Genomic DNA, 24,618 nt, shown 5'->3' with positions numbered 1-24,618 from the left:
CCGCATCGGTCACCGGTTCAAGATCTTTTACGTATTGCCCTCTGTAGCCACCAACCTGGTTCGGGGAGCCGTCGTGACGAGCGGCTTCCCGTACCAGGGCGGGTCAGTCCAGAGGGGTGAAGGCGCTGCCACTGAAGGTGCGCACGGCATTGCCCCGTTCAACCCGGTGATGGGCGTCACGACGCTGCAAGCGCAGTTCCTGTACGGATTGCTCTTGCCGATCGGCAAGCCGTTGCTGGATCAGTAGACGAGCCAGGCGCTTGTTATCGTGCTGGCTGCGTTCGGACTGCACCTTGACGCTGATGCCGGTCGCTACATGGGTGGCACGTACCGCGGAGTCGGTCTTGTTCACGTGCTGCCCGCCGGGGCCGGAAGCGCGCATGGCCTCGAAGCGGATCTCGCCGCCCTCGGCTTCTTCCAGGGCGCAGAATGGTTGGCCGGCGAAATACCAGTTCTTGCGTCGATGTGCGGGCCGCAGAGGGCTTTTGCAGATCCACAGCAGGGTGCCTGTCCAGCGTCGAGCCAGGTTTGCGGCGTGCTCGCCATCCAGGCTGACCAGTACCGAGCGATGGGCGTCGCGAGCCTGGCTGGCAACCTGCTCGATGATGCCGAGGCGCACGTTCTGCGCTTCGGCTTCGTGATGCAGGCGGCGTAATGCGTGGGTTACTGCCAATTCGCATTCGGCAGGCCCTTGGGCGGAGGACAGCTGTAGCAACATCATCATCAGCAGCACCCCCGGCGTTTGTAGGTCAGTACCGGTTTGAGTCGGGCGATGATCTTCACCAGGCCGGCGTCGCGCAGGCTGCCCACCACGCTGTCGATGCTCTTGTAGGCTTCGGGAGCCTCTTCGTACATCAGGCCGCGGTCCTCGCAGATCACTCGGCTGCCCAGCCGGGTGCGCTTGAGTTGATCGAAGCTCAAGCGCGTTGCCAGCCGGCCCTTGCAGTCGCTGCGCAGCCACTTGCGCCCGGCGCCGTGCGCCAGGGAGTAGAGGCTGAACGATTGGGGGAGCGGTTGCACCAGGTAGCTGTAGTCGCCACGAGAGCCGGGAATCACCACCGGACCCTGGTCCGATGGTGTGGCGCCCTTGCGATGCAGCCAGCCCGATACGCCGTCGACCTGCGCCGCAGACACCAGGTTGTGATTGATATCCAGCAGCGGATGGCCCTTGGCCCGCAGATTGTGCAACAGGCGCTCGGCGATCAGCCGTCGATTGGCCTCGGCAAAGCGCAAGGCCTGGTCGTGCTGCTCCAGGTACTGGGCGCCGGCGGTGCTGGTCATCAACAGGCCGTTGTGGCCGTGTTGGTCGACGTGGCTGCGCAAAATGGCCTCTCCCAGGCCTCGGGAGCCGCTGTGCACCAGCAGCAGCAAGGCTTTCGGGGCCAGTGCCAGCGCTTGCAGGGCGTCGGCGTCATGGACCTGATCGAGTTGTTGCAGTTCGGCGAAGTGGTTGCCGCCGCCGATGGTACCCAGGGAGTGCTCATGACCGCTGACGGGCAATGCCAGTTGCGCGCGTTGTTCATCCCACTGCTCATCCAGAGGCAGGTCGATATTGCCGATTTTCTTTTCCAGCTTGTCGAGGTTGAGGCGAGTGCTGGAGAGGTCGGTTTGCCACAGCGCCATGCCGCAGCCGATGTCGTTGCCCACCAGTGCCGGGTAGGCCACTTCGGTGGAAAAAAATGCCGCGCCCACCGGATAGCCCCGGCCTGGATGCAGGTCGGGCATGCCGACGACCTGGCGCATGCCGGGCAGTTGTGCGGTGGTGTGCAGTTGCTGGAGCGCTTTGTCTTCGATCCAGGTGGTGTCGGAGGCGATTAGAGAGACGCCGTTCGACAAATGACGGATGCAAGTGTCCATGTCCAATTCCTGATTGGAAAAAAATATTCAGGTAGTGGCAGGACGAAGCGGGGGTTAAGCGAAGGCGCTAGCGGGTAGCGGTTGCAGCGTTTAAACCAGGCACGTCCTGCAAGGGGTGATCAGCTGTTGCATGGTGGATCTCCTTGGCAAAAGTGTGGAAAGGGCGCGCAGGTTAATCTTTTGCCCGGGGACTGGCAATGGTGTGGGCAAACAAAGTGCACCTTCTGCGACCGTTACGGTCGTAAAACCATCACCTTGTTGAATGAGGATGGTTATGCAGACCTTTGGTGAGCGCTTGAAAGAACAGCGCAAGGCGTTGGGGCTCTCCCAGCAGGAATTCGGTGCCATTGGCGGTGTTGAAGCCAACGCCCAGGGCCGTTACGAGAGCGGTGAGCGGGTGCCCAAATCGGATTACCTGATGGCCATCGGGCGCCACGGCGTTGACCTGCTTTATGTGTTGACCGGCGAGCGCTCGCGCTTGTCCGAGGGCAGCCTAAGCCTGGATGAAAGCACCATTATTCAGAACTACCGCCACCTCGGAGATGAGGACCAGGAGGCGATCGCCCAGCTGGCGTCCTCCCTGGCGGAGTGCTGAGTGGGCGCGGGGGAGTTTTTCTGCTGTTCGCGCGCCTTTTTAACGCGGCCTGAGCGATACTCTCGCGTTTTCAGGACGAGGAGGCAGCATGCGGGTTTTGATGGCGGTAATGGTGGCGGCGCTATTGGCTGGCTGTGCGAGCTCTACCATGGATGAAGCTCGGGCCCGAACGCCCAACAAAACCCTGGCCTCGGCCAAGGCTGATCAACTGGTAGCGCAATGTGTGCAGTTCGCCTGGCAGGACGAGTCGGTCTTTGGTGTCGATGCCGCTGCCTATCTGCAACCGGGCAAGGCTGGGGGGTACACCGTGTATACCCGTTCCGCCGAGACTTTTGTCGATATCAAGGCCGAGGCCGCGACGACCACCGTCCACTTTTATGCGGTTGCAGACGGCTATGTCTCGAAGCGCCGCCTGGCGGCGCTAGCGACCTGTCTGTAACGCAGCGGATAGTCACTGGCGTTGGCATTTGACGCTATCAGGTACAAACCCGGCATCGGCCGGGTTTTGTCATTTCTGGGGAAGGGTTTCCAGCTGGTCAGGCCAGCTGTTATTGGCGATCTGTGGAAACACCCAATAAGCCTGTAGCAAAGCGTGTAATACATTGCCTCTTCAAACTGTCAGTTGAAATAAGGAAGTCCAGGGATTAAGGGGGCTAGGGCGGACTTTTGTAAATTGTCCTGAATGGTTAGTTTTTGTGGTGATGAAAAAAGCAGGGAAAAGTGCGCTAAGTTGAGGGTGCTCAATAAGGAGCAGTAGTTAATTAATCAATGGAGTGAAAGATATGAATAAGCCACAGGCTCAACTAAAACATGGTCGCGTTGTTTCTCCGTCCAGCCGCGGTGCGGTAGCGGTGGAACTGGGGCTGCTGGGAACCTGGCAGGTCAACGAGATGGAAGGCGGGAAAAACTTTCCGGCCCTCGCCGCCGGTCCTTTCCCAAAGCCTTACGACAGCGATGTGGCCAGTGTTGCGCCACCCGCCGACGGTCATATTCTCAGTGGCGGCAAGGTTGATGATCGCGATTGCATCAACTTCACCAACGAGGAAATGTCGAAAAAGATCAACCGGCCCTTCACTTGGCCGCTGGTGAACGTGAACCCGGGCCAGGTGTTCCAGGTGCAGTGGGAATACACCGCCCCTCACGTTACCCGGGGCTACAACTGGTTCATCACCAAGGACGGCTGGGACCCGAAACAGCGCATTAGTCGCGCCCAGCTGGAACCCCAGGCTTTTTATCAGGACTTCTATACCGAAGTGCCTTTCGACAAGTTTGGTTCGGTATTGAAAGCCAAGACTCATCATGAGGTTGTGCTGCCCAAAAATAAAAAGGGCCACCATGTTGTAGTACTGGTGTGGATTGTTGCCAATACCGGCAATGGCTTTTATCAGGCTTTCGACCTGGACTTTAAATAAGTTTCAGGTAGTTAACATTTTCTGACAGTTCTGAAGGATTAGAACGTGGATAAGATCGATTTTGCATTAATCAAGAGTCAGGCCGCAGATGCTGCTTCCCTGATGCCGAGCATTGCCGGCAAAAAGGTGCTCATGGGCTTCTGGCACAACTGGGCCGCCGGTCACAGCGACGGCTACCAGCAGGGGCAATTCGCCAACCTGGATCTGGTGGACGTGCCCAAGGAATACAACGTGGTTGCAGTAGCCTTCATGAAGGGCAACGGTATTCCCACCTTCAAGCCCTACAACCTTTCGGACGCCGAGTTCCGGCGCCAGGTGGGCGTGCTCAACAGCCAGGGCCGGGCGGTATTGATCTCCCTGGGCGGCGCCGATGCCCATATCGAATTGCACAAGGGCAACGAACAGCCCTTGGCCAACGAAATCATCCGTCTGGTGGAAACCTACGGCTTCGATGGCCTGGATATCGACCTGGAGCAGAGCGCCATCGACTTTGCCGACAACAAGAGTGTGCTGCCTGCCGCCTTGAAGCTGGTGAAGGATCATTACGCCGGCCAGGGCAAGCACTTCATCATCAGCATGGCGCCTGAGTTTCCCTACCTGACCAGCAATGGCAAGTACGTGGCCTACCTGCAGGCCCTGGAAGGCTACTACGACTTTGTCGCGCCGCAGTTCTATAACCAGGGAGGCGACGGGCTCTGGGTGCAGGAGGCCAATGGCGGGCAGGGCGCCTGGATCGCCCAGAACAATGACGCGATGAAAGAGGATTTCCTCTACTACCTGAGCGAAAGCCTGGCCTCCGGTACCCGCGGTTTCACTCGCATTGCCGCGGACAAGCTGGTGATAGGCCTGCCAAGCAACGTCGATGCCGCGGCCACTGGCTATGTGATCGACCCGTCGGCGGTGAGCAATGCGTTCAAGCGCTTGCAGGGCGCCGGTCACGCCATCAAGGGGTTGATGACCTGGTCGGTGAACTGGGATGCCGGCGTCAGTCGGCAGGGCGTGCCCTACAACTGGGAGTTTCGTCATCGCTATGCGCCGCTGATCCATGGCGATGGCGGTGAGCCGGAGCGCCCAGGTGCTCCTGGAAACCTGATGGTGCTGGGCACCAGTCGCAGCAGCGTCAACCTGAGCTGGGGCGTTTCCGGTAGTGTGCGGCCGGTGGAGTTCTACACCTTGTACCGCGACGGCAATGCGGTCGCTCGCACTCCCTCTCCGGGCTTCGAGGATCAGGGGCTGAGTGCGGACACCCAATACAGCTATTTTGTGACCGCTACCGACACTCAGGGCCAGGAGTCGCTCCCCAGCCGCAGTGTGAGTGCCAGGACCGCAGGCGGTGCGGTCGATCCGAGCTTTCCCGAGTGGCGCACCAGCCAGCACTACCTCAGGGAGGATGGAGTGACTTACGAAGGCAATCGTTACCTGTGCCTTCAGGAGCACACCTCCAACCCGGGCTGGACGCCGCCCGTAGCGTTCACCCTGTGGAGCAAGGTGCTGCAGGAGCGTCATGGCTGAGTTGTGACGGCCATTGTTGAAGTTGAGTGGCCAGGCGGTTCTCGCGGAAGTTGTCGATCCGTGCGAGCCGCCTTTTTCGTTTCCGCTGGCCGGCAACAGCCCGGGTTATGAGCTATTACTGAGCTGCCCGGATGTGTCGATCAATCAAGCGGAGATGAGCTCGATGTTGCAGCAATGGTTGCTGGCGGCTGTGCATTTGCTGGCGTTTGCCAGTGCCTTTGCCGGGGTACTGGCGCGCGCTTCGGCATTGCGTCGCCTGAGCGGCGGCGCTGCGGCGCCCGGGCAGGTGTTGCGGGCCGACAATGTCTGGGGGCTGATGGCCGCGGTGTTGTTGATCACCGGGTTGTTGCGGGCTTTTGGCGGTTATGGCAAGGGTACGGAGTATTACCTGCACCAGCCGCTGTTCCATCTGAAGATGACGCTGTTCGTGATCATCCTGTTGCTGGAGATCATGCCGATGCTGACCTTGATCCGCTGGCGCATGGCCCTGGGGCGAGGGGTGGCGCCACAGATCGGGCGGGCGCTGCTGTTCGCCCGTATCAGCGATGTGCAGGCCCTGCTCATGGTGTTGATGGTCATCGCCGCCAGCGGCATGGCGCGTGGGGTGACCTGGGCTCAGTTGTAATCATTGGTAAGCGGGGCTGCACTGAGTGGCTGCTTGAGAGTAGGCTCGCGGCTCTATCAATGAGCAATGGAAGCCTTCGATGTTTCAAATGAATGACCTGGTGCCGGAGATGCTGGTCACCGACCTGCAGCGCAGTCTGGCCTTCTACTGCGATCTTCTGGGCTTCAAGGTGGAGTATCAGCGGCCGGAACACTTCTTTGCCTTCCTCTCCCTCAATGGTGCCCAACTGATGCTGGAGCAGGATGACCAGCAGGAATCGGAGTGGCGCGTGGGGCCCTTGCAGGCTCCATTTGGCCGCGGCATGAACCTGTCCATCGAGTGCCCGGATATTCGCCAGTTGGCATCCGCCCTGGCCCGGGCGGGCATTGCCTTGCGTCGAGAGATTCAGGAGTGCTGGTACCGTCACGACGAATTGCTGCACGGCGAGTTGAACCTGCTGGTACTCGATCCGGATGGTTACCTGCTGCGCTTTACCCAGGACCTGGGCTTCAAGCCTGTGGAGCCTGCAGCGGGCGCCTGACCGCCGAACCGGTGCGCCGCCTGCAATGCAGCGGCGGCGTGTGTCGGGAATCAACGGTCGGGCTCGCTATCGCGAAAGGGCGATAATCAGTGGTTGACGACAGTCTGATGGGCGGGAATCTGCTGTGGCTGCAACCGGGCGAGGGTGTGCGGGCCGTCTGCGGGGAAAAGCTCAAGGCAAACAAGACAGGCGCTGCGCCAGCCGTTGTGCGCGGGCAAAAGGCTGGTGCTCATGCTATTCAAGGGGTTTCGCGTTTGTCCGGAGCGGTCAGGCCTGCCTGAATGCGTTGATAGATTTCTTCACGGTGTACCGCGACGTCTTTTGGCGCGTTGATACCAATGCGCACTTGCTGGCCGCTGACGCCGAGAATGGTGATCGTAATGTCGTCACCGATGTTTATGCTTTCACCGACTTTGCGGGTGAGTATCAGCATGATCTTCTCCTTGATAGCTTTGTAGGGCACCAGATTCAAACAGTGCAGAGGTCGGTCTTAGGTATAGATTAGTGCGAAGTTCCACTGAGTGGGTGCCTCTTTCTGACGCGCAGAAGATCTATTAATTCCCAAGGCGCAACTATACATAGGCAATAAATATCATTCTTCCTGTTTCGGTCCGATTTTGTGACGAGGTCTCTCGGGTCATGAGTGCTAAAATCGCCACCTCAGACTTTCTAGGGGTTAGGTTGTGCGCACAGTAGCGATGATGATGGCGGTATTGGCGTTGGCCGGTTGTGGGGAAGGCAAGCGGGTCGAAGCGAATAAGAGCACGGCGGTGGCAGTACAGACCCAGCCGGCCTCGACCGAGCCGCAATGGGATGTGCTGGTGGGCAGCCCGCTCCCCCTGGCGGTGAGTGACCTGACCGGCTGGCTGATCGAGCACGGGGTGATTTCCAATGTGGTGACCGTGGACGGCAAGCGTCTGGTCGTGGTCGGTCCGTTTGCTTCCCAGGCCGAGGCCGAGGCGAAGAAGAATGAAGTGACCGAAAAGTTGGTCAAGGCCAAGAAGCGTGACATCGAAGTCACGGTCATCGAGCATCAAGCCGCGCAGTAAGCCCGTTTCCATAGGCTCAATGATCGCCCGCCACTCGCGGGCGATCTGCGTTCAGCCACAAGCCTTGAGGTTGACTGCGCCGACGAATTCATTGCCGCGCCCCATCACGCAAGCCACGCTCTGATTGCGCTGGCGCTCCCAGGCCTGTACTGGATAGGTTTTGTTCCAGGCTTCGAAGAGCTGCCGATCCTGTTTGGAAAGGCGCAGGCCGTACTGCTTGCTCATGTAGAAGTAGGTGCGGGCGATCATCCCGCGAATCGAAGGGCGAGGCATGACCTTCTTGGCCTTGAAGTCGACCTGGGTCAGGCACGAACCGTACTGGCCCGATTGTTCCGGCAGCCAGCCGAAGCTGAAATTGCTGCGATCACCATTCACTTCGCCAATGCTCGGTACCAGATTGTGCAGGTCGGCCTCGGCGCGCTGATAGACCGAATCGGTGCGTGTGCAGTTCTTGCGACCGCCTTGTTGCCAGCACTGGCGCTGATGGCCGATCTGCCAGGCCGGCACTATATGCTCCCATTCAATGCGTTCGGCGCGTTTGGCGTTCTTGCGCGGAACATAGCCGCAGGCCGCCAGGTTCACCCGGTTGCCGTTGTATTTGCAGCCGCAATAGAACTCGGTGGATTGGGGAGCGTAGAGCTTCCAGGCGACTTTCTTGGCTTCGCTGAAGGTGCGGGGCGCATCGGCTTGGGCGGAACAGGCGAGAAACAGCAACAGCAAGGCAAAACAACGGACACTCATCGACTCAATCTTCCTTCGGCACGACCCAGAAAATCTGCACACCGCCATCGTCGCGGTAGGCGAGGGTGACGTTGTCGTTTTCGGCGATCTCCTCCAGCAGGCGTTCCCACTCATCCTGTGGCTCATCGGCGAGGCGGAAGATCAGCGCTGCCTTGGCCTTTTGTGCGGTGGGAGAGTTGATGATTTTCTGGATGCGCACACCCAGGCGTTCGTAGGAGCTGAGGGGCGTTTGGGTCGTGGCCACGGAACATTCCTTATTAAGCTGTACGTGCATACAGTATTTAACTGTAGGGCATTTCGCAACTGCTTAAAATTCAAGAAGTTCCTCTGACAACGCTTTATGCATTTGTCTCACGAGGAGAGCAGATTTTTTTGCATGGGGGAAAGGGGGGAACCACCCGCCCGGGCGGGCGAGTGGTTGCAAGCATGCTCGACCGGGGCCGGTCGAGCAGAGGGGCTGTCAGTATTCCCAGAACATGCGTTGCAGTTCCTTGCTGTCCTGGGTCTTGGTCAGGGCGACCATGGCCAGGATGCGGGCTTTCTGCGGGTTCAGGTCATGAGCCACGACCCAGTCGTACTTGTCGTCAGGCTGTTCGGCGTTGCGCAGTACGAAACCGCCGGCATTGACGTGGGAAGAACGAATGATCTGTACGCCATTCTTGCGCAGTTCCTGCAGGGCAGGGACCACACGGGAAGACACCGAGCCGTTGCCGGTACCGGCGTGGATGATGGCTTTGGCGCCACCTTGGGCCAGGGCCTTGTAGGCGGTGTCGCTGACGTTGCCGTAGCCGTAGGCGATTTCTACGTCAGGCAGGCTCTTGATGTTCTTGATGTCGAATTCCGAATCCATGGTGTGGCGCTTGGCTGGCAGGCGGAACCAGTAGGATTTGCCTTCCACCACCATGCCCAGCGGGCCCCATGGGCTCTTGAAGGCTTCGGTCTTGATGTTGATCATCTTGCTGACATCGCGGCCGGACTGGATTTCGTCGTTCATGGTCACCAGTACGCCTTTGCCGCGGGCGTTCTTGCTGCCGGCCACAGCCACAGCGTTGTACAGGTTGAGCATGCCGTCAGCCGACATTGCGGTACCCGGGCGCATGGAGCCGACCACAACGATTGGTTTGTCGGTCTTTTCCACCAGGTTGAGGAAGTAGGCGGTTTCTTCCAGGGTATCGGTACCGTGGGTGATGACGATGCCATCGACGTCCTTGCTGTCGGCCAGTTCGGCAACGCGGCGGCCCAGTTGCAGCAGGTTTTCGTTGGTGATGCTTTCCGAGGCGATTTGCATGACTTGCTCGCCACGCACGTTGGCCAGTTGGCTCAACTCGGGAATGCCGGCGATCAATTGTTCGATGCCGACCTTGGCCGCCTGGTAGGTGGCGCTGTTGGCCGCGCTGGCGCCGGCGCCGGCGATGGTGCCGCCGGTGGCGAGAACCACGACGTTGGACAGTTTCTGTTGGGTTTCAGCTTCTTTGGCTTGCAGGGCTGCCGGTAGAAGCAGGAGGAGGGCCAAAGCGCCCGGGGCGAAGGATTTGAAGGCAGATTTCATTATTTTCTCTCTAGTAGTGAGACGGTGCTGATGCAGGTTCATCTAGAAACACCCCGGCGGCAGATCTGTATGCGCCGGGGCAGCGAGGGTGGAGCAGGATCTGTACCAGCGCTACCTTGGCTGGGAGGTTATTTTAAGTTACTGATTTATATCAATTTTATTTCTGTTTTTATGCGTAAGAAGTCATGTGGCGTCCGGGTTTCCGAACGTTTTCACGGTGGCGCGTTCGGCAATCCGAAAATGCTCGTCACAAGTCTCGTGATGACTTCTCGCTCATCCATTAAAGATTGTTCTGCAGCGGTCGATGATCCTTCTAGGATTTTTCACCAGGAGTTCCCATGTCACTGTCAGTAGGATTTCCAGGGGCAGGAGCCATTCTGATCAATGGCAAGTCGCCCGCGACCATCGATGCGTTGAGTAATGCCGCCGCCGAACAGGCGTCTGCGGCGTTGGGTACCGACGAGTCGGGCACTTTGCGGGTCGGTTCCAGCAAGCAGGCCGAACAGTCTGAAAGCGAAAGCCCAAGCGAAGACAAGCACGGCATCGTGGTAAAGATGCTGCTCAAGCGCATGCAGGAGCTGCAGCAGCAACTTCGCGAGCTGCAACAGCAACTGGCTGCCGCCCAGGCCGCCAACTACCCAACCCCTGAGGCCAAGCAGACGGCAGTGATGGCCATTCAAGGGCAAGTCGCCGATACCAACGGCGCGCTGGCGGAAGTCTCTGGCAACCTGGTCCGGGAGTTGGCCAAGGAGTCGTCTTCCGGTGGCCTGGTGAACACCACTGCCTGAATCATCAGCCTGTCCGGGAGCATTTTTCGGGCAGGTTTTTCTCCTCGTGGCCGGCTGCGGATGGCTACCCACTCTCTCTGATCGCACTTTGAACAGCGTTGACAAACGCTGGCGAGGTTCGCATAGTTTGTTTTACGCAAACGTTTGCGCGGCCTTCGGACAAGGATAATCGTCTATCTTTGCAAGGTTCGCCGTCGGCCAATGGTGCTGCCAATCAGGCGGTTCCGTCTGACGAACGCTGCTCACAATAATCATAAGATCGGAGTGAACCCATGAAGCTGCCCTTTGCTGGACGTCTCCTCGCTGTCGCCGTTCTCGCCGCTGCATCCGCGGCCCTTCCTTTCTCCTCGGCTCAAGCCGATACCCCGCAGAAACCCAAGGTCGCCCTGGTCATGAAATCCTTGGCCAACGAGTTCTTCCTGACGATGGAAGATGGTGCCAAGGCCTATCAGAAAGAGCATTCCGCCGATTTCGACCTGGTGTCCAACGGCATCAAGGATGAAACCGATACCGCCAACCAGATCCGCATCGTCGAGCAGATGATCGTCTCCAAGGTCAACGCCCTGGTGATTGCCCCGGCTGACTCCAAGGCCATGGTTCCGGTGATCAAGAAGGCCGTGGACGCCGGGATCACAGTGATCAACATCGACAACCAGCTCGACCCCGGCGTGCTGAAGAGCAAGAACATCAGCGTGCCTTTCGTTGGCCCGGACAACCGCAAGGGCGCGCGTCTGGTGGGTGAGTACCTGGCCAAGCAGCTCAAGGCCGGTGACGAAGTGGGAATCATCGAAGGGGTTTCCACCACCACCAACGCGCAGCAGCGCACCGCCGGCTTCAAGGATGCAATGGAAGCCGCGCAGATCAAGGTGGTGTCGCTGCAGTCGGGCGACTGGGAAATCGACGCCGGCAATCGTGTGGCCTCGGCCATGCTCAGCGAATACCCGAACCTCAAGGCATTGCTGGCCGGTAACGACAGCATGGCGGTAGGCGCGGTTTCGGCAGTCCGGGCTGCCGGCAAGGCAGGCAAGGTGCAGGTCGTGGGCTACGACAACATCAACGCCATCAAGCCGATGCTCAAGGATGGCCGGGTCCTGGCCACTGCCGATCAGTTCGCTGCCAAGCAGGCGGTGTTCGGTATCGAGACCGCGCTGAAGGTCCTCAAGGGCGAGAAAGTCGACAGCGGCACCAATGGCGTGATCGAAACTCCGGTTGAACTGGTCACTCAGTAGTCATTGCGGCGGTACAACGGCGCTCGCCCGGTTGGGCGGGCGCATGGAGAGCTTCCTATGTCAGTTTCTGCTGCCAACGCTGTCCTATCGGTCAGTGGTATCGGCAAGACTTATGCGCAACCGGTGTTGACCGGCATCGACCTGACGCTGTTGCGCGGTGAAGTGCTGGCGCTCACCGGCGAGAACGGCGCCGGCAAGAGCACCCTGTCGAAGATCATCGGTGGCCTGGTCAGCCCCACCACTGGGCACATGCAGTTCAATGGTCAGGATTATCGTCCGGGCAGTCGCGCCCAGGCCGAGGATCTGGGCATTCGCATGGTGATGCAGGAGCTCAACCTGCTGCCGACCCTGTCGGTGGCCGAGAACCTGTTCCTCGACGACCTGCCCAGCAGTGGTGGCTGGATCAGCCGCCGGCAATTGCGCAAGGCGGCGATCGAGGCCATGGCCCAGGTCGGTCTGGATGCCATCGACCCCGACACCCTGGTGGGCGAGCTGGGCATCGGCCACCAGCAGATGGTGGAGATCGCCCGTAACCTGATCGGCGACTGCCATGTGCTGATTCTCGATGAGCCCACCGCCATGCTCACGTCCCGCGAGGTAGAAATGCTCTTCGAGCAGATCACCCGCCTGCAGGCCTGCGGCGTGTCGATCATCTATATCTCCCATCGCCTGGAAGAGCTGGCCCGGGTTGCCCAGCGCATCGCGGTATTGCGTGACGGCTGCCTGGTCTGTGTCGAGCCGATGGCCAACTACAACAGCGAGCAACTGGTGAACCTGATGGTGGGCCGCGAGTTGGGCGAGCACATCGACCTGGGCGAGCGCCGGATCGGCGCGCCGGCCTTGACGGTGAGCAACCTCAGCCGCTCGGACAAAGTCCGCGATGTGTCCTTCGAGGTCCGCAGTGGCGAGATCTTCGGGATTTCCGGGTTGATCGGGGCAGGGCGCACCGAGCTGCTGCGCCTGATCTTCGGTGCCGATGTCGCCGACAGCGGCACCATCGCCCTGGGCACCCCGGCACGCCCGGTAAGCATCCGCTCGCCAGTGGATGCGGTGGCCAACGGCATCGCCCTGATCACCGAGGACCGCAAGGGTGAGGGGCTGCTGTTGACCCAGTCCATCAGCGCCAATATCGCCCTGGGCAACATGCCGGCGATTTCCAGCAGCGGCCTGGTCAATGGTCAGGACGAGGAGCATCTGGCGCGACGCCAGATCGACGCCATGCGTATCCGCAGTTCCAGCCCGGCGCAACTGGTCAGCGAGCTGTCCGGTGGCAACCAGCAGAAGGTGGTGATCGGCCGCTGGCTGGAGCGCGACTGTTCGGTGCTGCTGTTCGATGAGCCGACCCGTGGCATCGATGTCGGTGCCAAGTTCGATATCTACGGCCTGTTGGGGGAGTTGACCCGGCAGGGCAAGGCCCTTGTGGTGGTGTCCAGCGACCTGCGCGAGCTGATGCTGATTTGCGATCGCATCGGCGTGCTCTCGGCCGGGCGGCTGATCGATACCTTCGAGCGCGACAACTGGACCCAGGATGAACTGCTTGCCGCGGCATTTGCCGGCTATCAAAAACGAGATGCGCTGATCGATGGAGCGGCGCCTAGGAATGCATCATGAAAACTGCAGCAAGCGGCAAGCGAGGCGGCCACTACTACGGCCTCGGCACTTACCTGGGGTTGGCGGGGGCGCTGCTGGGGATGATCGTGCTGTTCTCCCTACTCAGTAGTCATTTTCTGTCCTATGACACCTTCAGTACCCTGGCCAACCAGATTCCCGACCTGATGGTGCTGGCGGTGGGCATGACCTTCGTCCTGATCATCGGTGGCATCGACCTGTCCGTGGGCTCGGTACTGGCCCTGGCGGCGTCGACCGTCAGCGTGGCGATTCTCGGCTGGGGCTGGAGCGTGGTGCCCGCGGCGTTGCTGGGCATGGCTTGCGCGGCGCTGGCGGGAACGGTGACCGGTTCGATCACCGTGGCCTGGCGCATTCCTTCGTTCATCGTGTCCCTGGGTGTACTGGAAATGGCCCGCGGCGTGGCCTACCAGATGACGGGCTCACGCACCGCCTACATCGGTGACGCCTTCGCCTGGTTGTCGAATCCGATTGCCTTCGGCATTTCGCCGTCGTTTATCATTGCCCTGCTGATTATTTTCCTGGCCCAGGCGGTGCTGACTCGCACCGTGTTCGGTCGCTACCTGATCGGCATCGGTACCAACGAAGAGGCGGTGCGTCTGGCGGGGATCAACCCCAAACCCTACAAGATCCTGGTCTTTAGCCTGATGGGGTTGCTGGCAGGTATCGCTGCACTGTTTCAGATTTCTCGCCTGGAAGCGGCAGACCCGAACGCGGGCTCCGGTCTGGAGTTGCAAGTCATCGCTGCGGTGGTGATCGGCGGCACCAGCCTGATGGGCGGGCGCGGTTCGGTGATCAGTACCTTCTTCGGTGTCTTGATTATTTCCGTGCTGGCTGCGGGCCTGGCGCAAATCGGCGCATCCGAACCGACCAAGCGCATCATCACTGGTGCGGTCATCGTGATTGCCGTGGTGCTGGACACTTATCGCAGCCAGCGCGCCAATCGGCGGGTTTGATTCATGGCAACAATCAAGGATGTGGCGGCGCTGGCGGGGATTTCCTACACCACGGTGTCCCATGTGCTGAACAAGACGCGGCCAGTCAGTGAGGAAGTTCGGGTCAAGGTCGAGGCCGCTATCGCGCGCCTGGACTATGTGCCCAGCGCGGTGGCGCGTTCGCTGAAGGCCAAGACCACGGCGACCATCGGCTTGCTGGTACCCAACAGCCTCAACCCGTACTTCGCCGAGTTGGCTCGGGGGATCGAGGATTATTGCGAACGCAACGGCTACTGCGTGATCCTCTGCAACTCCGACGACAACCCGCAGAAGCAGCGCAACTACCTGCGGGTATTACTGGAAAAACGTATCGACGGGTTGATTGTCACCTCGGCCGGTGGCGATAGCGGCCTGGCCCAAGGGCTGGCCGGCGTGCGCACGCCGATGGTGATTGTCGACCGTGGGCTGGAAGGGGTGAACGCCGACCTGGTGCGTATCGACCACCAGCACGGTGCCTACCTGGCCACCCGACACCTGCTGGAGCTGGGGCATCGGGACATTGCCTGCATCGGCGGCCCGGGCAATACCAGTGTGGCGCAGATGCGCCTGGCGGGATTCCAGCAGGCGCTGCGTGAGGCCGGTGTCGAGGCGCCTGCCGAGCGCATCCTGGAAAGTGATTTCAGTAGCACTGGTGGTTATCGCGCAGCCGCGCAGTTGCTCGATGGCGGACAGCCGCCGAGCGCGATTTTCGCTGGCAACGACATGATGGGCATCGGGGTGCTGCGCGCGGCAGCGGAGCGCAATATCCGCGTGCCCAGCGAACTTTCGGTGATCGGCTTCGACGACATCCTCATGAGCCGCTACGTCTACCCGGCGCTGACCACGGTCGGCCAGTCGATCCTGCAACTGGGGGAAACCGCGGCAGAGTTGCTGCTGCGGCGGATCGCCTGCCGGGAGCTGCCGGTCGACCAGCGCATCGTTACGCCGAATATCGTCTTGCGGGAGTCGACGGCGCCGCTCGGTGGCGCTTTCGCCGAATACCGCTGAACCCAACTGATTGAGTACCGATGTATGTCAGCAAAAGTAGTGGTAGTGGGTAGCCTCAACATGGACCTGGTGACTCGGGCCGAGCGCCTGCCCCGAGGGGGCGAGACGCTGATTGGCAAATCCTTCGCCACGGTATCCGGTGGCAAGGGCGCCAATCAGGCGGTGGCTGCGGCCAGGCTGGGAGCGCAGGTGTCGATGGTCGGCTGTGTCGGCGACGATGCCTATGGCGAGCAACTGCGAGGTGCCTTGCTGGCCGAGCAGATCGATTGCCAGGCGGTGAGTGTGGTCGAAGGCTCCAGTGGGGTGGCGCTGATCGTGGTGGATGACAGTAGCCAGAATGCGATTGTCATCGTCGCCGGCGGCAATGGCCAGCTCACTCCCGAGAAGGTCGCCGGGTTCGATGGGGTGCTGCAGGATGGGCAAGTCATCATCTGCCAGCTTGAAGTGCCGCTGGCGACTGTGGGCTACACCCTCAAGCGCGGGCGCGAACTGGGCAAGACGGTGATCCTCAATCCGGCGCCGGCCAGTGGCCCGCTGCCGGCGCAGTGGTATGGCGCGATCGACTACCTGATTCCCAACGAGAGCGAGGCTTCGGCTTTGAGCGGGGTAGCGGTGGACTCCCTGGAGAGCGCTGAAGTGGCTGCCGGTCGCTTGATCGCTGCGGGTGCTGGCAAGGTGATCATCACCCTCGGTGCACAGGGCTCGCTGTTTGCCGATGGCCAGCGTTTCGAGCATTTCCCGGCGCCCAGGGTCAAGGCAATCGATACCACGGCGGCCGGGGACACCTTTGTCGGCGGATTTGCCGCGGCCCTGGCTGCCGGCAAGAGCGAAGCCGAGGCCATCCGCTTTGGCCAGGTGGCTGCGGCGCTGTCGGTGACGCGCGCCGGTGCGCAACCTTCCATTCCCACGCTGTCCGACGTTCAGGCGTTTATCCCTTCATGAAAAAGACACCTTTGCTCAACATTGCCCTGTCACGCTTGATCGCGTCCCTGGGCCACGGCGATATCGTGGTGATCGGCGATGCCGGCCTGCCGGTGCCCCCGGGCGTGGAGTTGATCGACCTGGCGCTGACCCACGGCGTTCCCGACTTTCTCACTACCTTGAAGGTGTTGCTCAGCGAGATGCAGGTGGAGCGTCATGTGCTGGCCGAAGAAATTCTGCTCAAGCAGCCTACGCCGCTGGCGGCGCTTGAAGGCATGACCGCCGGTGGTGAGCTGGGGCAGCGGCAGCTCATGAACCACGAGGGTTTCAAGGTGCTCAGCCGCCAGGCCCGTGCGGTGATCCGCACCGGGGAGTGCCAGCCGTATTGCAATATCGCCCTGATTGCCGGGGTGACCTTCTAGGCCGCTGTCGGGCCTTTTCCATCTTGCACAAGGAGTGCGCCATGCGCCGCTATGCTCAGTTGTTTCACCACTGGTTCCGGAGTCTGCTGCTTTTGTCTCTGCTCACTGCTACCGGCGCTCAGGCGGCGGAAAAAATCGATCTGATCATCGACACCGATCCGGGGGCTGACGATGTGGTAGCCCTGCTGTTCGCCCTGGCTTCCCCCGAGGAGCTGCAGATCCGCGCCCTGACCACGGTGGCGGGCAACGTGCGGTTGGACAAGACCTCGCGCAATGCGCGTCTGGCCCGTGAGTGGGCGGGCCGCGAGGAGGTGCCGGTATACGCCGGAGCGCCCAAGCCGCTGCTGCGTACCCCCATCTATGCCGAGAATATCCATGGCAAGGAAGGCATTTCCGGGGTGACGGTGCACGAGCCCAAGGCGCCTCTGGCCAAGGGCAATGCGATCAACTACCTGATCGATACGCTGCGGGCGGCCAAGCCCCACAGCATCACCATCGCCATGCTCGGCCCGCAGACCAACCTGGCGCTGGCGCTGATCCAGGCACCGGACATCACCCAGGGCATCAAGGAAGTGGTGGTCATGGGCGGTGCGCACTTCAACGGTGGCAACATCACGCCGGTGGCCGAGTTCAACCTGTTCGCCGACCCCCAGGCGGCCGAAGTGGTGCTCAAGAGCGGCGTCAAACTGACCTATCTGCCGCTGGACGTGACCCACAAGGTGCTGACCAGCGATGCGCGGCTGCAGAAGATCGCGGCGTTGAACAACAACGCCAGCAAGGTGGTGGGGGACATCCTCAACGAGTACGTCAAGGGCGACATGGAGCACTACGGTATTCCCGGCGGCCCGGTGCATGACGCTACAGTGATTGCCTACCTGCTCAAGCCCGAGCTGTTCACCGGCCGGCAAGCCAATATGGTCATCGACAGCCGCGAGGGGCCGACCTTCGGCCAGACCATCGTCGATTGGTACGACGGCCTGAAGCAGGAAAAGAACGTGTTCTGGGTTGAGAACGGCGATGCCCAGGGCTTCTTCGACTTGCTCACCGAGCGCCTGGCGCGTCTCAAGTAAACCTTGCCCCCGCAGGTACCTGCCTGCGGGGTTCTATTCCCGTTCCGGGTCCTGTACGCCCAGGTGGTCGGCCGGGTATTTCTCGAAGACTTGTTCAATGAAGGCTCGGGCGGACTGGGTGCCCAGTTCCTTGACCAGCAGGTCTATGCCAATGATCGCCAGCTCCTCCGGGCTCCCCGGGCTGTAGGAGCATTGGCCCTGGGGCCATTTGGCTTTGATGTCGGCGTCGATACTCACGGTGGCCATGAAAGTCTCACGAATTCGGATAAGGCGGGCGCCAGGGCAGGGCTCTGGGCGGGTATTTGCTGCGTTGCAGAGTTAACCATGTTGCCGGGCGTTTGGCACTCCGACTTAGGCATCACGCGAGTGCTGTGCGACACTGCGGCTTTTCCTGTGCTCAAGGAAGCCTCCGTGCAAATCGATTTGAACCAGCCTGATGCCCTGACCCTGGAGGCGGTGCGTCAGCTGCTGGCGTCTGCCAGCGACAACGTGCATACCCAGTTGCGCGTGAGCAAAACCGGAATTGCCTATATCTCTTCGGGGGTAGTGGGCGGCGCCGAGATAGAAGGTTTGCTGTTTCGCCTGGAAACCTGGGCGGCCGGATCCGGGTATGTCGGCAAGGTGGCTGCCGCCGACGAGGTCTGGGTGATGCAGATCTTCAATGCGCTCAAGCAGAACTGGCCCAAGCCGGCGTTCGACTACATCGACATCTATTGAGCGTCGCTCATATCCGGTGACGATTGTCCCGTGAAAGAGTGGCACCGGCTGAGGCAGACTTGCCCGCTGTTCACCTGATACGGCAAATAGCCATTTGTTTTGAAACCAAAAGCCAAATCGGCTGTCGCACGATCTCTGCTTAATTTTGAAAAGGAGGCTTCATGCCTTGGAAGCTCGCTTCATTCGGAACCTTGTTGGCCGCTGTCGTCCTTGGTGGGTGCAGCACTGCCGGGTCGACAAAGGAGTCTGTGGCCGCTGAGTCCGGGCACACTCGTTGTGAAGCATCGGCCGCCGAATTCGCTGTCGGCAAAAAGGCTTCTCCCGAGTTGCTCGAGCAGGCCCGTACACGCGCAGGCGCGCAGTACGCACGGTTCCTCAAGCCCAGCGACATGATCACCCTGGAGTACCGCTCGGATCGCCTGAACCTGAACACTGATGCCGGCCTGGTGGTGACCCGGGTCAACTGTGGTTGAGGGCTGAGGCCTTTGGATCACGCATAAAAAACCCCGTCACATGGACGGGGTTTTTTTAGCTCGCTGAGAAATTACTCAGGGCGAACTTGTGCAGCTTGCATACCCTTTTGGCCTTTCTCAGCCACGAAGGAAACGGTCTGGCCTTCTTTCAGGCTTTTGAAACCGTCGCTTTCAATAGCTTTGAAGTGTACGAACAGGTCGTCACCGCCACCTTGAGGAGTGATGAAGCCGAAGCCTTTTTCATCGTTGAACCATTTTACGGTGCCGGTTTGGCGATTAGACATGGTGTATCTCCAAGAAACATATATTTTCAGTAGTGCTGTGCTGCTCAGGCCAACTGGGCACACCGAGCTATCATAGTCGAAATGTTCGGCTTGGGAGCCCCCCAGAGGCGCTCTTTGCCCGATGTACCTGTGTATTTTGCCATCTGAGTTGGCTGCAGGCCCCGGTTTAAGGGGCTTTGGCGTAAAACAGAGGGTAATAAAAAAACCCGTAAAAGCTGCGTAAATTGTGAAAAAGACCGCGTTTCAGGCTCTGTGGCGAGCACTGGCGCAGCCTGTTCCGGGCATCAGCAGCTTATTTGACCACCCGGCAAGCAGCGATGGCGTCCAGTGCTCGGGTTCGCAGATCTGCGCTGGGTTGCTTGGTTTTGCTCATCAGCTCCTTGATCTCCTCGGTGGTGAATTTTTCATTTAGCTTGTCGGCGCCGCAGGCACAGTGCTTTTCGGCGCTCTTGGCGTCGATGTTCTGGCTGGCCGCCGCGGTGCAGTCCTTCATGTAGTCGGCGCGTGCTCCGGCAGGCCATGCCGCCTGTGCACTCAAAGGCAGTAGCAGGGTGAGCGGTGCGGCAAGGGCGAGCAGTTTGATAAGGCGCATGAGTCGGGTTCTCCTGAAGTCGGTAGCAAGGACGACGATTCTCCGGTTATTTGAGGCTCGACGTACATCTCAAGTTCACTTTCAACAATAAAAGACTGTAAACCAGGCTCGCGATAATTTGCTGCACGGCGATTGCGATGTATCTGTGCTAGCATGCCCGGCTTCGGTGTTTTCAAGCTTTGGGCCTTTTCTAGCCCTTGCCGTCTATGCCTCATTAATCTTGATGTGAACCCCAGTCACTCTGGTTCGGTTTTTCGGTTGGCCGCAAGGCTCTTGCCACTGTGAGGCAGGCGTTCGTAGCAGAACGGCCGGACTGAATCGCGTACTGGCTCATCCCAACCCACGTGACCTTTGGTAGGGGTCACCACTAGGAGAGGAGGCGCCATGCCCACTATTACTCTTCCCGACGGCAGTCAACGTTCATTCGATCACGCAGTATCCGTAGCCGAGGTCGCCGCTTCCATTGGCGCGGGCCTGGCCAAGGCCACATTGGCTGGCAAGGTCAACGGCAAGCTGGTCGACGCCTGCGACGTGATCGACGGCGATGCAACCCTGCAAATCATCACGCCAAAGGACGAAGAGGGGCTGGAGATCATTCGCCACTCTTGCGCTCACTTGGTGGGGCATGCGGTCAAGCAGTTGTATCCGACCGCGAAAATGGTCATCGGTCCGGTCATCGATGAAGGCTTCTATTACGACATCGCCTATGAGCGTCCTTTCACGCCTGAGGATATGGCCGCCATCGAGCAGCGCATGCAGCAGCTGATCGAGAAGGACTACGACGTGATCAAGAAGGTCACGCCGCGCGCCGAAGTGATCGAGGTGTTCAAGGCCCGTGGCGAGGACTACAAGCTGCGTTTGGTCGAAGACATGCCGAACGAGCAAGCGATGGGCCTGTACTACCACGAAGAATATGTCGACATGTGCCGCGGTCCGCACGTGCCGAACACGCGTTTCCTGAAGTCCTTCAAGCTGACCAAGTTGTCCGGTGCCTACTGGCGCGGTGATGCCAAGAACGAGCAGTTGCAGCGGATCTACGGTACTGCCTGGGCGGACAAGAAGCAGCTTGCTGCCTACATCCAGCGTATCGAAGAGGCCGAGAAGCGCGATCATCGCAAGATCGGCAAGCGCCTGGGCCTGTTCCATACCCAGGAAGAAGCGCCGGGCATGGTGTTCTGGCACCCTAATGGCTGGACCCTGTACCAGGTGCTCGAGCAGTACATGCGCAAGGTGCAGCGTGACAACGGTTACCTGGAGATCAAGACTCCGCAGGTGGTTGACCGCAGTCTCTGGGAAAAATCCGGGCACTGGGCCAACTACGCCGAGAATATGTTCACCACCGAGTCGGAAAGCCGCGACTACGCAATCAAGCCGATGAACTGCCCTTGCCACGTGCAGGTGTTCAATCAGGGCCTGAAGAGCTACCGCGAGCTGCCGATGCGCCTGGCCGAGTTCGGTGCCTGCCACCGTAATGAACCCTCGGGCGCTCTGCACGGCATCATGCGTGTGCGTGGCTTCACTCAGGATGATGCTCACATCTTCTGTACTGAAGACCAGATGCAGGCCGAGTCTGCGGCGTTCATCAAGCTGACCATGGATGTCTATGCCGACTTCGGCTTCAAGGACATCGAGATGAAGCTGTCCACTCGCCCTGAAAAGCGCGTGGGCTCCGATGATCTGTGGGACCGTGCGGAAAGCGCACTGGCAGCGGCTCTGGATAGCGCCGGCCTGCCATACGACCTGCAGCCGGGCGAGGGCGCATTCTACGGTCCGAAGATCGAGTTCTCGCTGAAGGACTGCCTGGGTCGTGTCTGGCAGTGCGGTACCTTGCAGTTGGATTTCAACCTGCCGATCCGTCTGGGTGCCGAGTACGTTTCCGAAGATAACAGCCGTAAGCATCCGGTGATGTTGCACCGGGCGATCCTCGGTTCCTTCGAGCGTTTTGTCGGGATTCTGATCGAGCATTACGAGGGCGCATTCCCTGCGTGGCTGGCTCCGACTCAGGCCGTGGTGATGAATATCACTGATAAACAGGCAGATTTTGCCCTCGAAGTGGAAAAAACACTCAATCAAAGCGGATTTCGTGCCAAGTCCGACTTGAGAAATGAAAAGATCGGCTTTAAAATCCGCGAGCATACTTTGCTCAAGGTTCCCTATCTCTTGGTTATTGGAGATCGGGAGGTCGAGATGCAGACTGTCGCTGTGCGTACCCGTGAAGGTGAAGACCTGGGCTCGATGCCTGTCGCCCAATTCTCGGCGTTCCTCGCACAAGCGGTTTCCCGGCGTGGTCGCCAAGATTCGGAGTAATTATTATTAAGCGTGATATGAGACAAGATAAACGAGCTGCACCGAAAGCCCCGATCAACGAGAATATCTCGGCACGCGAGGTTCGGTTAATTGGCGCTGACGGCGAGCAGATTGGCATCGTCTCGATTGATGAAGCGCTTCGTATAGCTGAAGAAGCCAAGCTGGATCTGGTGGAAATTTCCGCCGACGCAGTCCCACCTGTTTGCCGGGTGATGGATTACGGCAAGTCGATCTTCGAAAAGAAGAAGCAGATTGCTGCTGCGAAGAAGAACCAGAAGCAGATTCAGGTTAAAGAAATCAAGTTTCGTCCAGGGACGGAGGAAGGGGATTACCAGGTAAAACTGCGCAACCTGGTACGTTTCCTGAGTGACGGGGACAGGGCCAAGGTATCCTTGCGATTCCGCGGCCGTGAGATGGCCCACCAGGAGCTGGGGATGGAACTCCTCAAGCGGGTTGAAGCTGACCTGCAAGAGTACGGTTCGGTCGAACAGCATCCTAAGATGGAAGGACGCCAGCTGATCATGGTCATCGCCCCGAAAAAGAAGAAGTAATCAACAGGGCACGGCAGGCCTTCTGATTATGTTTATCAACTGAATGCGGAGTATCCGAACATGCCAAAGATGAAAACCAAAAGTGGTGCTGCTAAGCGGTTTCTGAAAACTGCTAACGGTATCAAGCACAAGCACGCTTTCAAGAGCCACATCCTGACCAAAATGTCGACCAAGCGTAAGCGTCAACTGCGCGGTAGCAGCTTGCTGCATCCGTCTGACGTGGCAAAAGTCGAGCGCATGCTGCGCCTTCGTTAATTTTTGGATCAAGAATAGAGGAAGTAACTCATGGCTCGTGTAAAGCGTGGCGTCATTGCCCGTAAACGTCACAAAAAAATTCTGAAACTTGCTAAAGGCTACTACGGCGCTCGCTCGCGCGTATTCCGTGTTGCCAAGCAAGCGGTAATCAAGGCAGGCCAATACGCCTACCGTGACCGTCGTCAGAAAAAACGTCAGTTCCGCGCTCTGTGGATTGCTCGTATCAACGCTGGTGCTCGTAATAACGGCCTGTCGTACAGCCGTCTGATCGCTGGCCTGAAAAAGGCGTCCATCGAGATCGACCGTAAGGTTCTGGCTGATCTGGCAGTGAACGAAAAAGCGGCGTTTGCTGCGATTGTCGAGAAAGCTAAAGCCACCTTGGCTTAAGTACCCCCGACAGTCATCCGGGCTCACCTTTCGTGAGCTCAGATGTTAAACGTCATAAATAGGGGAAGAGCCTTCAAGCTCTTCCCCTATTTTGTATCTGGAGTCTGTACATGGAAAACCTGGATGCGCTGGTTTCTCAAGCACTTGAGGCCGTGCAACACGCTGAAGACATCAATGCCCTGGAACAGATCCGGGTTCACTTCCTTGGCAAGAAGGGCGAGCTGACTCAGGTGATGAAGACCCTGGGTAACCTGCCTGCCGAAGAGCGTCCGCAAGTCGGTGCGCTGATCAACGTTGCCAAGGAGCGTGTAACAGAGGTTCTCAATGCTCGCAAAGCGGCTTTCGAGGAGGCGGAACTCAGCGCCAAGCTCGCCGCCGAGTGCATTGACGTCACTCTGCCGGGCCGTGGCCAGACCTCGGGTGGTCTGCACCCGATTACGCGGACCCTGGAGCGTATCGAACAGTTCTTCACTCATATTGGCTACGGCATCGCCGAAGGCCCTGAGGTTGAAGACGACTATCACAACTTTGAAGCGCTCAACATCCCAGGCCACCACCCGGCCCGGTCGATGCACGACACCTTCTATTTCAACGCGAACATGTTGTTGCGCACCCACACCTCGCCGGTACAGGTCCGCACCATGGAGTCGCAGCAGCCGCCGATTCGCATTGTCTGCCCAGGCCGTGTGTACCGTAGCGACTCCGATATCACTCACTCGCCGATGTTTCACCAGGTCGAAGGCCTGCTGGTCGATCGTGACATCAATTTCGCCGACCTGAAGGGCACGATCGAAGAGTTCCTGCGGGTGTTCTTCGAGAAGGAACTGGCGGTGCGTTTCCGTCCTTCGTACTTCCCGTTCACCGAGCCTTCCGCCGAAGTCGATATGGAATGCGTGATGTGCAGCGGTAAAGGCTGCCGGGTCTGCAAGCAGACTGGCTGGCTGGAAGTCATGGGATGCGGCATGGTTCATCCGAACGTGCTGCGTATGTCCGGGATCGATCCGGAAGAGTTCCAGGGCTTTGCCTTCGGCATGGGCGCCGAGCGTCTGGCCATGCTGCGTTACGGTGTCAATGACTTGCGCCTGTTCTTCGACAACGACTTGCGGTTCCTTGCGCAATTTCGCTAGTCGCGCGTCCGTAACGAATCTATTAGG

The 24,618-nt window shown here is 59.4% G+C and carries 31 protein-coding genes; 22 read left to right on the top strand and 9 right to left on the bottom strand.

Features of this window, described 5'->3' with window-relative positions; translation table 11 throughout:
* Positions 1–103 precede the first annotated feature (103 nt).
* Positions 104–724 carry a peptide chain release factor H gene (gene prfH / locus BLS75_RS18555; protein WP_105625689.1) on the bottom strand — a complete coding sequence of 207 codons (621 nt, stop codon included), beginning with the start codon at positions 722–724 and terminating at the stop codon, positions 104–106.
* Entirely contained in the window at positions 724–1,857 is a 1,134-nt protein-coding gene (locus BLS75_RS18550) for an RNA ligase RtcB family protein (protein ID WP_072451524.1), read from the bottom strand. Before BLS75_RS18550 ends, prfH begins: the two co-directional genes overlap by 1 nt.
* A gap of 274 nt (positions 1,858–2,131) precedes the next feature.
* On the opposite strand from BLS75_RS18550, the gene BLS75_RS18545 reads away from it, so the two are divergent.
* The 6 genes from BLS75_RS18545 to BLS75_RS18520 all read left to right on the top strand — a co-directional run bounded on the left by BLS75_RS18545 (position 2,132) and on the right by BLS75_RS18520 (position 6,521).
* Positions 2,132–2,452 carry a helix-turn-helix domain-containing protein gene (locus BLS75_RS18545; RefSeq protein WP_011060395.1) on the top strand — a complete coding sequence of 107 codons (321 nt, stop codon included), beginning with the start codon at positions 2,132–2,134 and terminating at the stop codon, positions 2,450–2,452.
* 88 nt (positions 2,453–2,540) lie between these two features.
* Positions 2,541–2,891: a hypothetical protein gene (locus tag BLS75_RS18540; protein ID WP_072451523.1), complete on the top strand. Its 351-nt coding sequence runs from the start codon at positions 2,541–2,543 to the stop codon at positions 2,889–2,891.
* A 343-nt stretch (positions 2,892–3,234) separates the two neighbouring features.
* Positions 3,235–3,864 (top strand): lytic polysaccharide monooxygenase auxiliary activity family 9 protein, encoded by a 630-nt coding sequence (locus BLS75_RS18535; protein ID WP_011060397.1) that lies wholly within the window; start codon positions 3,235–3,237, stop codon positions 3,862–3,864.
* A gap of 45 nt (positions 3,865–3,909) precedes the next feature.
* On the top strand, positions 3,910–5,376 hold the full coding sequence (locus BLS75_RS18530; protein WP_072451522.1) for a glycosyl hydrolase family 18 protein: 1,467 nt from the start codon (positions 3,910–3,912) through the stop codon (positions 5,374–5,376).
* Positions 5,377–5,539: 163 nt separating this feature from the next.
* Positions 5,540–6,001: a DUF2214 family protein gene (locus BLS75_RS18525; RefSeq protein WP_072451721.1), complete on the top strand. Its 462-nt coding sequence runs from the start codon at positions 5,540–5,542 to the stop codon at positions 5,999–6,001.
* A gap of 79 nt (positions 6,002–6,080) precedes the next feature.
* Complete coding sequence (locus BLS75_RS18520; protein WP_072451521.1) at positions 6,081–6,521, top strand: bleomycin resistance protein; 441 nt, start codon at positions 6,081–6,083, stop codon at positions 6,519–6,521.
* A 238-nt stretch (positions 6,522–6,759) separates the two neighbouring features.
* Here the strand turns inward: BLS75_RS18520 and csrA are convergent, their stop codons facing one another.
* The gene (gene csrA / locus BLS75_RS18515) at positions 6,760–6,954 is read right to left on the bottom strand and encodes a carbon storage regulator CsrA (RefSeq protein ID WP_007920550.1); all 195 of its coding nucleotides are present in this window, start codon (positions 6,952–6,954) and stop codon (positions 6,760–6,762) included.
* 265 nt (positions 6,955–7,219) lie between these two features.
* Between csrA and BLS75_RS18510 the strand changes: the two genes are divergently transcribed.
* The gene (locus BLS75_RS18510; protein WP_011060401.1) at positions 7,220–7,570 is read left to right on the top strand and encodes a hypothetical protein; all 351 of its coding nucleotides are present in this window, start codon (positions 7,220–7,222) and stop codon (positions 7,568–7,570) included.
* A gap of 51 nt (positions 7,571–7,621) precedes the next feature.
* Here the strand turns inward: BLS75_RS18510 and BLS75_RS18505 are convergent, their stop codons facing one another.
* The 3 genes from BLS75_RS18505 to BLS75_RS18495 all read right to left on the bottom strand — a co-directional run bounded on the left by BLS75_RS18505 (position 7,622) and on the right by BLS75_RS18495 (position 9,860).
* The gene (locus BLS75_RS18505; protein ID WP_011060402.1) at positions 7,622–8,311 is read right to left on the bottom strand and encodes an endonuclease; all 690 of its coding nucleotides are present in this window, start codon (positions 8,309–8,311) and stop codon (positions 7,622–7,624) included.
* 4 nt (positions 8,312–8,315) lie between these two features.
* Positions 8,316–8,585, bottom strand: coding sequence for a DUF1654 domain-containing protein (locus tag BLS75_RS18500; RefSeq protein WP_015634917.1), 270 nt, complete (start codon positions 8,583–8,585; stop codon positions 8,316–8,318).
* A gap of 186 nt (positions 8,586–8,771) precedes the next feature.
* Positions 8,772–9,860: an asparaginase gene (locus tag BLS75_RS18495; RefSeq protein WP_011060404.1), complete on the bottom strand. Its 1,089-nt coding sequence runs from the start codon at positions 9,858–9,860 to the stop codon at positions 8,772–8,774.
* Positions 9,861–10,198: 338 nt separating this feature from the next.
* Here BLS75_RS18495 and BLS75_RS18490 point away from each other — a divergent pair, with 338 nt between their 5' ends.
* The 8 genes from BLS75_RS18490 to BLS75_RS18455 all read left to right on the top strand — a co-directional run bounded on the left by BLS75_RS18490 (position 10,199) and on the right by BLS75_RS18455 (position 17,898).
* Complete coding sequence (locus BLS75_RS18490) at positions 10,199–10,648, top strand: hypothetical protein (protein ID WP_072451520.1); 450 nt, start codon at positions 10,199–10,201, stop codon at positions 10,646–10,648.
* Between the two features lie 272 nt (positions 10,649–10,920).
* A complete protein-coding gene (locus BLS75_RS18485; RefSeq protein WP_072451519.1) occupies positions 10,921–11,877 on the top strand; it encodes a sugar ABC transporter substrate-binding protein in 957 nt (318 codons plus the stop codon).
* Positions 11,878–11,934: 57 nt separating this feature from the next.
* Positions 11,935–13,488, top strand: coding sequence for a sugar ABC transporter ATP-binding protein (locus BLS75_RS18480; protein ID WP_072451518.1), 1,554 nt, complete (start codon positions 11,935–11,937; stop codon positions 13,486–13,488).
* Entirely contained in the window at positions 13,485–14,459 is a 975-nt protein-coding gene (locus BLS75_RS18475) for an ABC transporter permease (protein WP_011060408.1), read from the top strand. The genes BLS75_RS18480 and BLS75_RS18475 overlap by 4 nt, the downstream gene beginning before the upstream one ends.
* Before the next feature lie 3 nt (positions 14,460–14,462).
* Complete coding sequence (locus BLS75_RS18470) at positions 14,463–15,485, top strand: LacI family DNA-binding transcriptional regulator (protein WP_011060409.1); 1,023 nt, start codon at positions 14,463–14,465, stop codon at positions 15,483–15,485.
* A 24-nt stretch (positions 15,486–15,509) separates the two neighbouring features.
* Complete coding sequence (rbsK, locus tag BLS75_RS18465) at positions 15,510–16,427, top strand: ribokinase (RefSeq protein ID WP_053157380.1); 918 nt, start codon at positions 15,510–15,512, stop codon at positions 16,425–16,427.
* Positions 16,424–16,828: a D-ribose pyranase gene (gene rbsD, locus BLS75_RS18460; RefSeq protein ID WP_072451517.1), complete on the top strand. Its 405-nt coding sequence runs from the start codon at positions 16,424–16,426 to the stop codon at positions 16,826–16,828. Before rbsK ends, rbsD begins: the two co-directional genes overlap by 4 nt.
* A 41-nt stretch (positions 16,829–16,869) precedes the next feature.
* Positions 16,870–17,898 carry a nucleoside hydrolase gene (locus BLS75_RS18455; RefSeq protein WP_011060412.1) on the top strand — a complete coding sequence of 343 codons (1,029 nt, stop codon included), beginning with the start codon at positions 16,870–16,872 and terminating at the stop codon, positions 17,896–17,898.
* 33 nt (positions 17,899–17,931) lie between these two features.
* Here the strand turns inward: BLS75_RS18455 and BLS75_RS18450 are convergent, their stop codons facing one another.
* A complete protein-coding gene (locus BLS75_RS18450) occupies positions 17,932–18,144 on the bottom strand; it encodes a hypothetical protein (RefSeq protein WP_011060413.1) in 213 nt (70 codons plus the stop codon).
* Between the two features lie 165 nt (positions 18,145–18,309).
* On the opposite strand from BLS75_RS18450, the gene BLS75_RS18445 reads away from it, so the two are divergent.
* Entirely contained in the window at positions 18,310–18,615 is a 306-nt protein-coding gene (locus BLS75_RS18445; protein ID WP_011060414.1) for a hypothetical protein, read from the top strand.
* A 161-nt stretch (positions 18,616–18,776) separates the two neighbouring features.
* Positions 18,777–19,088 (top strand): I78 family peptidase inhibitor, encoded by a 312-nt coding sequence (locus BLS75_RS18440; RefSeq protein WP_072451516.1) that lies wholly within the window; start codon positions 18,777–18,779, stop codon positions 19,086–19,088.
* 71 nt (positions 19,089–19,159) lie between these two features.
* On the opposite strand, the gene BLS75_RS18435 is transcribed toward BLS75_RS18440, so the two are convergent.
* Positions 19,160–19,372 carry a cold-shock protein gene (locus tag BLS75_RS18435; protein WP_003179963.1) on the bottom strand — a complete coding sequence of 71 codons (213 nt, stop codon included), beginning with the start codon at positions 19,370–19,372 and terminating at the stop codon, positions 19,160–19,162.
* A 292-nt stretch (positions 19,373–19,664) separates the two neighbouring features.
* Entirely contained in the window at positions 19,665–19,964 is a 300-nt protein-coding gene (locus tag BLS75_RS18430; protein WP_011060416.1) for a hypothetical protein, read from the bottom strand.
* 384 nt (positions 19,965–20,348) lie between these two features.
* Between BLS75_RS18430 and thrS the strand changes: the two genes are divergently transcribed.
* The 5 genes from thrS to pheS all read left to right on the top strand — a co-directional run bounded on the left by thrS (position 20,349) and on the right by pheS (position 24,591).
* Complete coding sequence (gene thrS / locus BLS75_RS18425; RefSeq protein ID WP_011060417.1) at positions 20,349–22,271, top strand: threonine--tRNA ligase; 1,923 nt, start codon at positions 20,349–20,351, stop codon at positions 22,269–22,271.
* A complete protein-coding gene (gene infC, locus BLS75_RS18420; protein WP_169893379.1) occupies positions 22,271–22,822 on the top strand; it encodes a translation initiation factor IF-3 in 552 nt (183 codons plus the stop codon). Before thrS ends, infC begins: the two co-directional genes overlap by 1 nt.
* 60 nt (positions 22,823–22,882) lie before the next feature.
* A complete protein-coding gene (rpmI, locus tag BLS75_RS18415) occupies positions 22,883–23,077 on the top strand; it encodes a 50S ribosomal protein L35 (protein ID WP_002553160.1) in 195 nt (64 codons plus the stop codon).
* A 30-nt stretch (positions 23,078–23,107) separates the two neighbouring features.
* Positions 23,108–23,464, top strand: a complete 357-nt coding sequence (rplT, locus tag BLS75_RS18410) for a 50S ribosomal protein L20 (protein WP_011060418.1) — start codon at positions 23,108–23,110, stop codon at positions 23,462–23,464.
* 110 nt (positions 23,465–23,574) lie between these two features.
* Positions 23,575–24,591, top strand: a complete 1,017-nt coding sequence (gene pheS / locus BLS75_RS18405; protein WP_011060419.1) for a phenylalanine--tRNA ligase subunit alpha — start codon at positions 23,575–23,577, stop codon at positions 24,589–24,591.
* Positions 24,592–24,618: the final 27 nt, after the last annotated feature.

Origin of the sequence: Pseudomonas sp. NFPP12 (assembly GCF_900103205.1) — a bacterium.
In the GTDB taxonomy this organism is placed as follows: Bacteria; Pseudomonadota; Gammaproteobacteria; order Pseudomonadales; family Pseudomonadaceae; genus Aquipseudomonas; species Aquipseudomonas protegens.
Note: the sequence above shows the minus strand (reverse complement) of the source record. Positions and strands in the feature narration are given on the sequence as shown.

What these genes read in the sequence shown, in the direction of transcription:
- prfH (WP_105625689.1), bottom strand. Translation starts at nt 724, where the DNA reads ATGATGATGTTGCTACAGCTGTCCTCCGCCCAAGGGCCTGCCGAATGC.
- BLS75_RS18550 (WP_072451524.1), bottom strand. Translation starts at nt 1,857, where the DNA reads ATGGACACTTGCATCCGTCATTTGTCGAACGGCGTCTCTCTAATCGCC.
- BLS75_RS18545 (WP_011060395.1), top strand. Translation starts at nt 2,132, where the DNA reads ATGCAGACCTTTGGTGAGCGCTTGAAAGAACAGCGCAAGGCGTTGGGG.
- BLS75_RS18540 (WP_072451523.1), top strand. Translation starts at nt 2,541, where the DNA reads ATGCGGGTTTTGATGGCGGTAATGGTGGCGGCGCTATTGGCTGGCTGT.
- BLS75_RS18535 (WP_011060397.1), top strand. Translation starts at nt 3,235, where the DNA reads ATGAATAAGCCACAGGCTCAACTAAAACATGGTCGCGTTGTTTCTCCG.
- BLS75_RS18525 (WP_072451721.1), top strand. Translation starts at nt 5,540, where the DNA reads ATGTTGCAGCAATGGTTGCTGGCGGCTGTGCATTTGCTGGCGTTTGCC.
- BLS75_RS18520 (WP_072451521.1), top strand. Translation starts at nt 6,081, where the DNA reads ATGTTTCAAATGAATGACCTGGTGCCGGAGATGCTGGTCACCGACCTG.
- csrA (WP_007920550.1), bottom strand. Translation starts at nt 6,954, where the DNA reads ATGCTGATACTCACCCGCAAAGTCGGTGAAAGCATAAACATCGGTGAC.
- BLS75_RS18510 (WP_011060401.1), top strand. Translation starts at nt 7,220, where the DNA reads ATGATGATGGCGGTATTGGCGTTGGCCGGTTGTGGGGAAGGCAAGCGG.
- BLS75_RS18505 (WP_011060402.1), bottom strand. Translation starts at nt 8,311, where the DNA reads ATGAGTGTCCGTTGTTTTGCCTTGCTGTTGCTGTTTCTCGCCTGTTCC.
- BLS75_RS18500 (WP_015634917.1), bottom strand. Translation starts at nt 8,585, where the DNA reads ATGCACGTACAGCTTAATAAGGAATGTTCCGTGGCCACGACCCAAACG.
- BLS75_RS18495 (WP_011060404.1), bottom strand. Translation starts at nt 9,860, where the DNA reads ATGAAATCTGCCTTCAAATCCTTCGCCCCGGGCGCTTTGGCCCTCCTC.
- BLS75_RS18490 (WP_072451520.1), top strand. Translation starts at nt 10,199, where the DNA reads ATGTCACTGTCAGTAGGATTTCCAGGGGCAGGAGCCATTCTGATCAAT.
- BLS75_RS18485 (WP_072451519.1), top strand. Translation starts at nt 10,921, where the DNA reads ATGAAGCTGCCCTTTGCTGGACGTCTCCTCGCTGTCGCCGTTCTCGCC.
- BLS75_RS18480 (WP_072451518.1), top strand. Translation starts at nt 11,935, where the DNA reads ATGTCAGTTTCTGCTGCCAACGCTGTCCTATCGGTCAGTGGTATCGGC.
- BLS75_RS18475 (WP_011060408.1), top strand. Translation starts at nt 13,485, where the DNA reads ATGAAAACTGCAGCAAGCGGCAAGCGAGGCGGCCACTACTACGGCCTC.
- BLS75_RS18470 (WP_011060409.1), top strand. Translation starts at nt 14,463, where the DNA reads ATGGCAACAATCAAGGATGTGGCGGCGCTGGCGGGGATTTCCTACACC.
- rbsK (WP_053157380.1), top strand. Translation starts at nt 15,510, where the DNA reads ATGTCAGCAAAAGTAGTGGTAGTGGGTAGCCTCAACATGGACCTGGTG.
- rbsD (WP_072451517.1), top strand. Translation starts at nt 16,424, where the DNA reads ATGAAAAAGACACCTTTGCTCAACATTGCCCTGTCACGCTTGATCGCG.
- BLS75_RS18455 (WP_011060412.1), top strand. Translation starts at nt 16,870, where the DNA reads ATGCGCCGCTATGCTCAGTTGTTTCACCACTGGTTCCGGAGTCTGCTG.
- BLS75_RS18450 (WP_011060413.1), bottom strand. Translation starts at nt 18,144, where the DNA reads ATGGCCACCGTGAGTATCGACGCCGACATCAAAGCCAAATGGCCCCAG.
- BLS75_RS18440 (WP_072451516.1), top strand. Translation starts at nt 18,777, where the DNA reads ATGCCTTGGAAGCTCGCTTCATTCGGAACCTTGTTGGCCGCTGTCGTC.
- BLS75_RS18435 (WP_003179963.1), bottom strand. Translation starts at nt 19,372, where the DNA reads ATGTCTAATCGCCAAACCGGCACCGTAAAATGGTTCAACGATGAAAAA.
- BLS75_RS18430 (WP_011060416.1), bottom strand. Translation starts at nt 19,964, where the DNA reads ATGCGCCTTATCAAACTGCTCGCCCTTGCCGCACCGCTCACCCTGCTA.
- thrS (WP_011060417.1), top strand. Translation starts at nt 20,349, where the DNA reads ATGCCCACTATTACTCTTCCCGACGGCAGTCAACGTTCATTCGATCAC.
- rpmI (WP_002553160.1), top strand. Translation starts at nt 22,883, where the DNA reads ATGCCAAAGATGAAAACCAAAAGTGGTGCTGCTAAGCGGTTTCTGAAA.
- rplT (WP_011060418.1), top strand. Translation starts at nt 23,108, where the DNA reads ATGGCTCGTGTAAAGCGTGGCGTCATTGCCCGTAAACGTCACAAAAAA.
- pheS (WP_011060419.1), top strand. Translation starts at nt 23,575, where the DNA reads ATGGAAAACCTGGATGCGCTGGTTTCTCAAGCACTTGAGGCCGTGCAA.